The organism is Acidovorax sp. KPB24-03, assembly GCF_057546605.1.
Map to the genome: position 1 here is coordinate 1 of NZ_BAAJYR010000181.1, position 7,167 is coordinate 7,167.

5 protein-coding genes and 2 pseudogenes are annotated in these 7,167 nt (G+C 61.2%); 1 reads left to right on the forward strand and 6 read right to left on the reverse strand.

All coding sequences use genetic code 11. The features are described from left to right. The 3 genes and pseudogenes from tadA to AC27KI_RS16340 form a co-directional block, all read right to left on the reverse strand. Window positions 1-1,010, reverse strand: a pseudogene (tadA, locus tag AC27KI_RS16330) (tRNA adenosine(34) deaminase TadA); the annotation flags it as partial. Window positions 1,011-1,068: 58 nt separating this feature from the next. Continuing rightward, complete coding sequence (locus AC27KI_RS16335; protein WP_317354221.1) at window positions 1,069-1,320, reverse strand: hypothetical protein; 252 nt, start codon at window positions 1,318-1,320, stop codon at window positions 1,069-1,071. Between the two features lie 188 nt (window positions 1,321-1,508). Continuing rightward, the gene (locus AC27KI_RS16340) at window positions 1,509-2,678 is read right to left on the reverse strand and encodes a branched-chain amino acid ABC transporter substrate-binding protein (protein ID WP_487090229.1); all 1,170 of its coding nucleotides are present in this window, start codon (window positions 2,676-2,678) and stop codon (window positions 1,509-1,511) included. A 171-nt stretch (window positions 2,679-2,849) separates the two neighbouring features. Between AC27KI_RS16340 and AC27KI_RS16345 the strand changes: the two are divergent. Further along, window positions 2,850-4,846 (forward strand): annotated as a pseudogene (locus tag AC27KI_RS16345) (peptidase U32 family protein). Window positions 4,847-5,749: 903 nt separating this feature from the next. On the opposite strand, the gene AC27KI_RS16350 reads toward AC27KI_RS16345, so the two are convergent. From AC27KI_RS16350 to AC27KI_RS16360, 3 genes are all read right to left on the reverse strand, one after another. Next, complete coding sequence (locus AC27KI_RS16350) at window positions 5,750-6,010, reverse strand: RHS repeat-associated core domain-containing protein (RefSeq protein ID WP_487114761.1); 261 nt, start codon at window positions 6,008-6,010, stop codon at window positions 5,750-5,752. Window positions 6,011-6,148: 138 nt separating this feature from the next. Next, window positions 6,149-6,916 (reverse strand): hypothetical protein, encoded by a 768-nt coding sequence (locus tag AC27KI_RS16355; RefSeq protein ID WP_487114763.1) that lies wholly within the window; start codon window positions 6,914-6,916, stop codon window positions 6,149-6,151. Window positions 6,917-6,977: 61 nt separating this feature from the next. Then, window positions 6,978-7,167, reverse strand: a 190-nt coding sequence (locus tag AC27KI_RS16360) for an RHS repeat-associated core domain-containing protein (RefSeq protein ID WP_487114765.1), incomplete at its 5' end; no start/stop codon positions are given.

Below are 7,167 nucleotides of genomic sequence, written 5' to 3' on the forward strand. Positions count from 1 at the left end.
GCCGGGCGCATTCGGCCTGCCATGCCTGCAGGCGGGAGGGCACCGGCGCATCGGCGCCGGTGAGCCAGGTGTTCATGGCCAGCACGCCGTCGAACCGCCCGGGCAGGGCCATGGGCAGCGTCAGGCCCAGCGCCCGCCCCAGCCCTGCACCACCAGCACGGCGTGGCGCAGGTCCAGCCGTTCGATCCATTCGATCAGCACCTGCCGGTGCCATTCGAAGCGGTGGGCGGCCTCTTTCTTGGGCTTGTCGCTGCGGCCGAAGCCGATGAGGTCGGGCACCACCACCCGGTCGCCCGCGGCGGCGAACACCGGCAACATGTGGCGGTACAGGTAGCTCCAGGTGGGCAGGCCGTGCAGGCACAGCCAGGTGCGGGCGGCATCGCGCGGGCCCTCGTCCAGGTAGTGCAGGCGCAAGCCGGCGAGCGCGGGCAGGTCGCTCAGGTAGTGCGGCGCCCAGGGGTAATCGGGCAGGCCGGCGAAGGCGGCGTCCGGCGTGCGCAGCGCGTCATCGCGCACGGGTGGGCCGACAGCGCCCGGGCGCGCTGCTGGCTGCGCCGCTCGCGGAAAAAACCGCTGAGCAACTCGCCGCACTCCGGGGCCAGCACGCCGCGCCGCACCTGGGTGTGGTGGTTCAGCCGCGGCTCGGCGAACAGATCGACGACCGAGCCGGCCGCGCCGGTCTTGGCGTCCTGCGCCCCGTACACCACGCGCGGCAGGCGGGCGTGCAGCATGGCGCCGCTGCACATGGCGCAGGGCTCCAGCGTGACGTAGAGGGTGCAGCCATCCAGCCGGTAGTTGCCCAGGCGCGCCGCCGCCGCCCGCAACGCGGCGATCTCGGCGTGCGCGGTGGGATCGTGGCCGGCGATGGGGGCGTTGCGGCCCGTGGCGATGACTTCGCCGTTGCGCACCACCACCGCGCCCACGGGCACCTCGCCCGCCTCGGCCGCAGCACGCGCCTCGGCCAGGGCGTGGCGCATCCAGCGCGCATCTTCGTCGTCGGCCGAATCCATCATTTGCTATTATTTTTATAGCTACCAGGGCATGAAAAACGCCGGCATGGGCCCGATTTCACTTGGATTCGTCTTCCGGCATGGGGCGGGCCTGCTGCATGAGCGCTTCCATCTGCTGCTTGACCTGTTGCTGCACCTGCTGGCTCTGCTCGCGCACGGTGGCGGCCGAGGCCCCGCTGGCCGGCGGCTGGGCGCCCGGCACCGCGATGACGGGCACGGAGGCGCGCGTGGCGCCCATCTGCTTTTTCACGAGGACGGCGACGATCGCCAGGGCCACGAGCAGGCCCACGAGTCCGAATCCCATGCGCATGGTCAGTTCTCCGTGTGTTGCGCGACCGGCGGCGGCCCGATGCCGTGCCACGCGCCGACTCACCCTGCGGCCCATTCACGGGGTCACGGGATCGAAATCGCACGGGGAGTGGCATCGGCGGCGGCGCCGGACAGAGCCGCCACTGTAACGAAGAACAGCGCGCTGGCGGGCGCGCTCGGGGTGCAGGATCAGTTCAGCGCCACCCGGGCATTCGCCGGGTAGTGGTACAGCGTCACGGCCGGCGCCGTCAGCTCGCCCTTGGGCGTGAACGCGATGTTCGCCGTCACGCCCTTGTACTGGGTCTTGGACAGGAATGGCGCGTAGACCTTGGGGTCCACCGAGTCGGCACGCTTCATCGCGTCCACCAGCACCATGGCCGCGTCGTAGGCGTACGGGCTGTAGATCTGGAACTGGCCGGGGAACTTGGCGTCGTAGCGCTTCTTCCATTCGGCGCCACCCTGCATCTTGGTGACCGAGGCCCCGCCCGTGGCGCAGGTCACGTTCTTGAGCACGGCCGCCTTGGACGACAGGTCGGGCAGCTTCTCGGTGCACAGCGCGTCGCCGCCGAAATACTTCACCGAGCCCAAGCCCAGCTGCTCCATCTGGCGCAGCATGGGGCCGGCCTGGGCATCGAGGCCGCCGTAGAAGATGCCGTCGGGCTTCTTGGACTTGATGGCAGTGAGGATGGCCATGAAGTCCGTGGCCTTGTCGTTGGTGAACTCTTCGGACACCACCGTCAGGCCCTTTTGCAGCGCCGTGGCCTTGAACACCGCCGCCACGCCCTGGCCGTAGGCCGTGCGGTCGTCGATGATCGCCACGGTCTTGAGCTTGAGGTGGTCCGCCGCGTAGAGGGCCAGCGCCGCGCCCAGCGCGCTGTCGTTGGCGATCAGGCGGAAGGTCGTCTTGTAGCCGGGCTTGGTCAGGTCGGGGTTGGTGGCCGCGGCCGTGATATGGGGCAGGCCGCACTTGTCGTAGATGGACGAGGCGGGAATCGACGTGCCCGACTGCAGGTGGCCGACCACCCCCGCCACCTTCAGGTCGCACAGCTTCTGCGCCACGCCCGTGGCCTGGCGCGGGTCGCCGGCATCGTCTTCGGCGGCCAGCTCGAAGCGGATCTTCTTGCCGCCGATCACCAGGTTCTGCGTGTTCAGGTCGTCCAGCGCGAGGCGCACGCCGTTCTCGGTGTCCTTGCCGATGTGGGCGATGCCGCCCGACAGGGGGCCGGCGTGGCCGATCTTGACGGTCTGCACGTCCTGGGCCATGGCGGCGCCGCAGGCCACCAGGGCTGCGCAGGCCAGCGCGGTGGACCGCAGGGAAAAACTCAGTCGGGAAGCGTTCAGCACTCTCAAAGTCTCCATCCTTGTCGTTGGAAAGCCGCCGGGGCCGGCGGCCAAGCGTGCGTATGCTAGCCGCGCCACGCACCGGTTCCGGGATAAATCGCACCAATTCAGTGCAGATTGCGGGACATTCGCGCCGCTAATGCCGGCCCGGGTAGGCACCGGCAGCGCCCGCTGGGATAATCGCGCCCCATGTCCTTGCTGCCCCACCAGATCGAACTGCTTTCCCCGGCGCGCGACGCCGACATCGGCATCGAGGCCGTCAACCATGGCGCCGACGCCGTCTACATCGGCGGCCCGGCCTTCGGCGCCCGGGCCGGCGCGGGCAACGATCTGCGCGACCTGGAGCGCCTCGTGCGCCATGCGCACCGCTTCCACAGCCGCATCTTCGTCACGCTGAACACCATCTTGCGGGACGACGAGCTGGAAGGCGCACGGCAGATGGCCTGGCAGGTATACAACGCCGGGGCCGACGCGCTCATCATCCAGGACATGGGCCTGCTCGAACTGGACCTGCCGCCCATCCAGCTGCACGCCAGCACCCAGACCGACATCCGCACGCCCGAGAAAGCGCGCTTCCTGCAGGACGCGGGCCTGTCGCAGATCGTGATCGCGCGCGAGCTGGACCTGCAGGAGATCGCCGCCGTGCGCGCCGCCACCGACCCGGCGCGCACCACCATCGAATTCTTCGTGCACGGCGCGCTGTGCGTGGCCTATTCCGGCCAGTGCTACATCACCCACGCGCACACCGGCCGCAGCGCCAACCGGGGCGACTGCAACCAGGCCTGCCGCCTGCCGTACGAGGTGCTGGACGGCAGCGGACGCATCATCGCCCACGAAAAGCACGTGCTGTCGATGAAGGACAACAACCAGAGCGACAACCTGCGGGCGCTCATCGATGCGGGCGTGCGCAGCTTCAAGATCGAGGGCCGCTACAAGGACATGGGCTACGTGAAGAACATCACGGCGCACTACCGCAAGCTGCTCGACGAGATCATCGAAGAGCGCGAGTTCTCGGCCGAGCCGCTGGCGCGCTCATCGTCCGGGCGTACCACGTTCACCTTCACGCCCGACCCCGACCAGAACTTCAACCGCGAGTTCACCGACTACTTCGTCAACGGACGCCAAGACGACATCGGCGCGTTCGACACGCCCAAGACGCCGGGCCGCGCCATCGGGTGGGTCACCAAGGTGGGCGATAACTTCGCCGAACTAGAACTGTCCAGCCCCGACACTGTGCTGCACAACGGCGACGGCCTGTGCTACTACGACCTGCAAAAGGAACTGGTGGGCCTGCAGATCAACCGCGCCGAAGCCGTCAACGCCAAGAAGGGCCTGTGGCGCGTGTTCCCCAAGGACCCCATCGCCGGCTTCAAGGACCTGCGAAAGGGGCTGGAGATCAACCGCAACCGCGATATGGACTGGGTGCGCACGCTCGACAAGAAGTCAAGCGACCGGCGCATCGGCCTGTGGGCACAGCTGTCCGAAACGCCCGACGGCTTCGACCTCACGCTGACCGACGAGGACGGCTTCGTCGGCAGCGCGGCGATCGTGCACCCGCACCAGCGCGCCACCGACGGACCCCAAGCCGAGGCACGCTGCGCGAGCAACTCGGCCGCTTCGGCGCCACGGTGTTCTCCGTGCATGACATCGCCCTGAGCCTGTCGCAGCCCTGGTTCGTGCCGGCCTCGGCATTGAACCCGCTACGCCGCGACGCGGTGGCCGCGCTCGAATCCGCGCGCGCCGCCGGCCTGGTGCGCCTGCCCCGCGCCGAGCCTGTCCAGCCCCCCGCGCCCTTCCCCGAAGACACGCTCACCTATCTGGCCAACGTGTTCAACCAGAAGGCGCACGACTTCTACGTGAAGCACGGCGTGAAGGTGATCGACGCGGCCTACGAGTCGAAGGAAGAAGAAGGCGAAGTCAGCCTGATGATCACCAAGCACTGCGTGCGCTTTTCCATGAGCCTGTGCCCCAAGCAGGCCAAGGGCGTGATCGGCGTGAAGGGCACCATCAAGGCCGAGCCGCTGCAGCTCATCAACGGCAAGGAAAAGCTCACCCTGCGCTTTGACTGCAAGCCTTGCGAGATGCACGTGGTGGGCAAGATGAAGAAGTCGGTGCTCAACCAGCACGCGCGCGACATGCAGGCGGTGCCGATGCAGTTCTACCGCACACGGCCCGTGGCGGGATAGCACCGTTGTAACGCGGCTTTGGCCGCCGCCGCATGCCCCGGGAAATTCGCCCCGGTTACAACCGACACCTACCAGCCTCAAACCGAGCGCCAGATAATCTGCGGCCCAGAGCAGCCCGCGAGGTGCGGTTTTGCCTAAACGTCTTTCGCAAAAAGTAGAAAACAGGATGATAAGCTTGGAGCGTTTAAGCAGCGATTTTAAATACAATCTTTAAAAATCGAACAGGCCACAATAAAATATATCACATAAAAACTTGGCACCAAGAATACAGCAGCCAGAAAGATTGACGGAAGCTTAAACCTCTTTATTGCAAACAAGCAAAAAGGCGTCGCGACCGCCAAAACCAAATACTCCCTCTTTGGCAAGGCCTCCAGCCAATTCGTATTGTAATCAATGAAATACATTGAAAACACCGACAAGAAAATAATGACACAAAGATAAAAAAGCAACTTCAACGATCCTATCGCCGCATCCAAAAATCGTTCTCTTCATCATTTGACCTCGACTGTTCCAACAGGAGCAACAATATTGCTGATAGGCAAAGGATTGCCGTATCCAGGCGCCTGCCAATTGCCCCCAGTGTTCAGCGTTGGAGGAACTGCTCCAACTCTCTGTATGACACCAGACACATACGAGTTGCTATTGTATGTACCGGGATCCATTTGCCCATCCTGCGTTCCAGGAATCAGAGAGACATTAGGCTTGGAATACGGAAGGCAATTACAGTATTCTTCCGACGCCTTCTTCAGCTTCTTGAGAAACTCACAATCCGTCATTCCTTCCGGCTTTTGAATGGCCTGCCTTACATCTATGCCTATTGAATCTCCAGGATAGTTGGAACGCGATACAAGATAGCCATTCGCAAAGTTTCCAGAAGGTTGGCCTCCAATCCTAGCGGGTCAATCATGGTGATGGGTTGATTTGTATAGAGATATTTCTACCCCCATTTAGGCCGATGGGATCATGAGTGATGTACTGCCCCAGGTGTGGGTCGTAGTACCTGAAGCGGTTGTAATGCAGCCCGGTCTCGGCATCGATCTGCTGGCCCTGCAGCCGGGCGCTCTGCTCGATCCGTTGCGGGTTGTATTCCTCCTGCATGTCTCCCCAGGCACCATAGCTGGCTGCCCAGGTAATCTCGCCGGCCTTCTCGCCATTGCCATCCACCCATCCGATCGGCGTGCACAGATAGTCGCACAGGCAGTGCCGTATGCATCCTAGCTAACGACCGATGTGCTGCGCTCTCTGAGTAGGTTTCTTTTTTAAAGTATGGCAAGCCCATTTCCACACTTGATCACGCCATTTTTAATTATCAATTTTGACATTATTAATAAGCATAGAAAAATAGTAGACCAATGCCACATCCCCACCAAAAACAGTAATTTCTTTATCTTTTAAATATATAAAATTATATTGACTCCCATTCTTTCTAGAAAGGTATTTCACATAATATCCATAGGACGTTTCCTGCACAATCCTATCTAAAACCCCCTCCTTATCATTTGGAGATTTTATTATTTTTTCAAAATTTGGCCCTTCATCCACACCCAATGCAACGTCCTCTCCCGTCGAGAGCAAGCATCTAAACCGATAACGTTTGCCATCAATCTGCACACATCCCGTAGGCAGAATAAATTCATGGCCATTAATTTTTACAATTGAATTTCTCGCAGGGGCATCAGCCTGTGCAAACGCCACAACAGAAACTGCCGTAAAAAATGAAATAAATAATTTTTTCATGGTTTTTGGAATTCTCCCACCAGGAATGCCATTCCCCAACGTTCCTGGCGTTGACTTATAGACATCAACCGAACCTTGCCCGATATCTTTCATACCTTGAATTCTTTCTTTCCTTGCTGATTCTCTCATATCTTCCATCTCAGCAGAACTCTTACTGCAAGCAGGACCACTCATGATGCAATCATAAACATCCATATCTTTTTTGTTAGCGCCTTCCATTTTTTTAGCGCCATTATTTATTTTCTCCCCACCTTTTTTTATTCCTATTACTTTATTGACTCCGCTGGCACGTCCATCTTGATTGGCCAGTTCAGGAGTGGTCGTCTCTGTCAAACCCAGAGGATCCACATAAATTATTGGATTAAGGGGTAAATATATTTATTAACTCCCCCATCTAGCCCAATGGGATCCTGCGTGATGTACTGCCCCAGTGAGGGTCGTAGTACCTGAATCGGTTGTAATGCAGCCCGGTCTCGGCATCGAGCTGCTGGCCCTGCAGCCGGATGCTCTGCTCGATCCGGTGCGGGTTGTATTCCTCCTGCACATCTCCCCAGGCGCCATAGCTGGCCGCCCAGGTGATCTCG

Excerpts from the sequence above, each read along its gene's own strand:
- AC27KI_RS16340 (WP_487090229.1), bottom strand. The coding sequence starts at position 2,678 with ATGGAGACTTTGAGAGTGCTGAACGCTTCCCGACTGAGTTTTTCCCTG.
- AC27KI_RS16335 (WP_317354221.1), bottom strand. The coding sequence starts at position 1,320 with ATGCGCATGGGATTCGGACTCGTGGGCCTGCTCGTGGCCCTGGCGATC.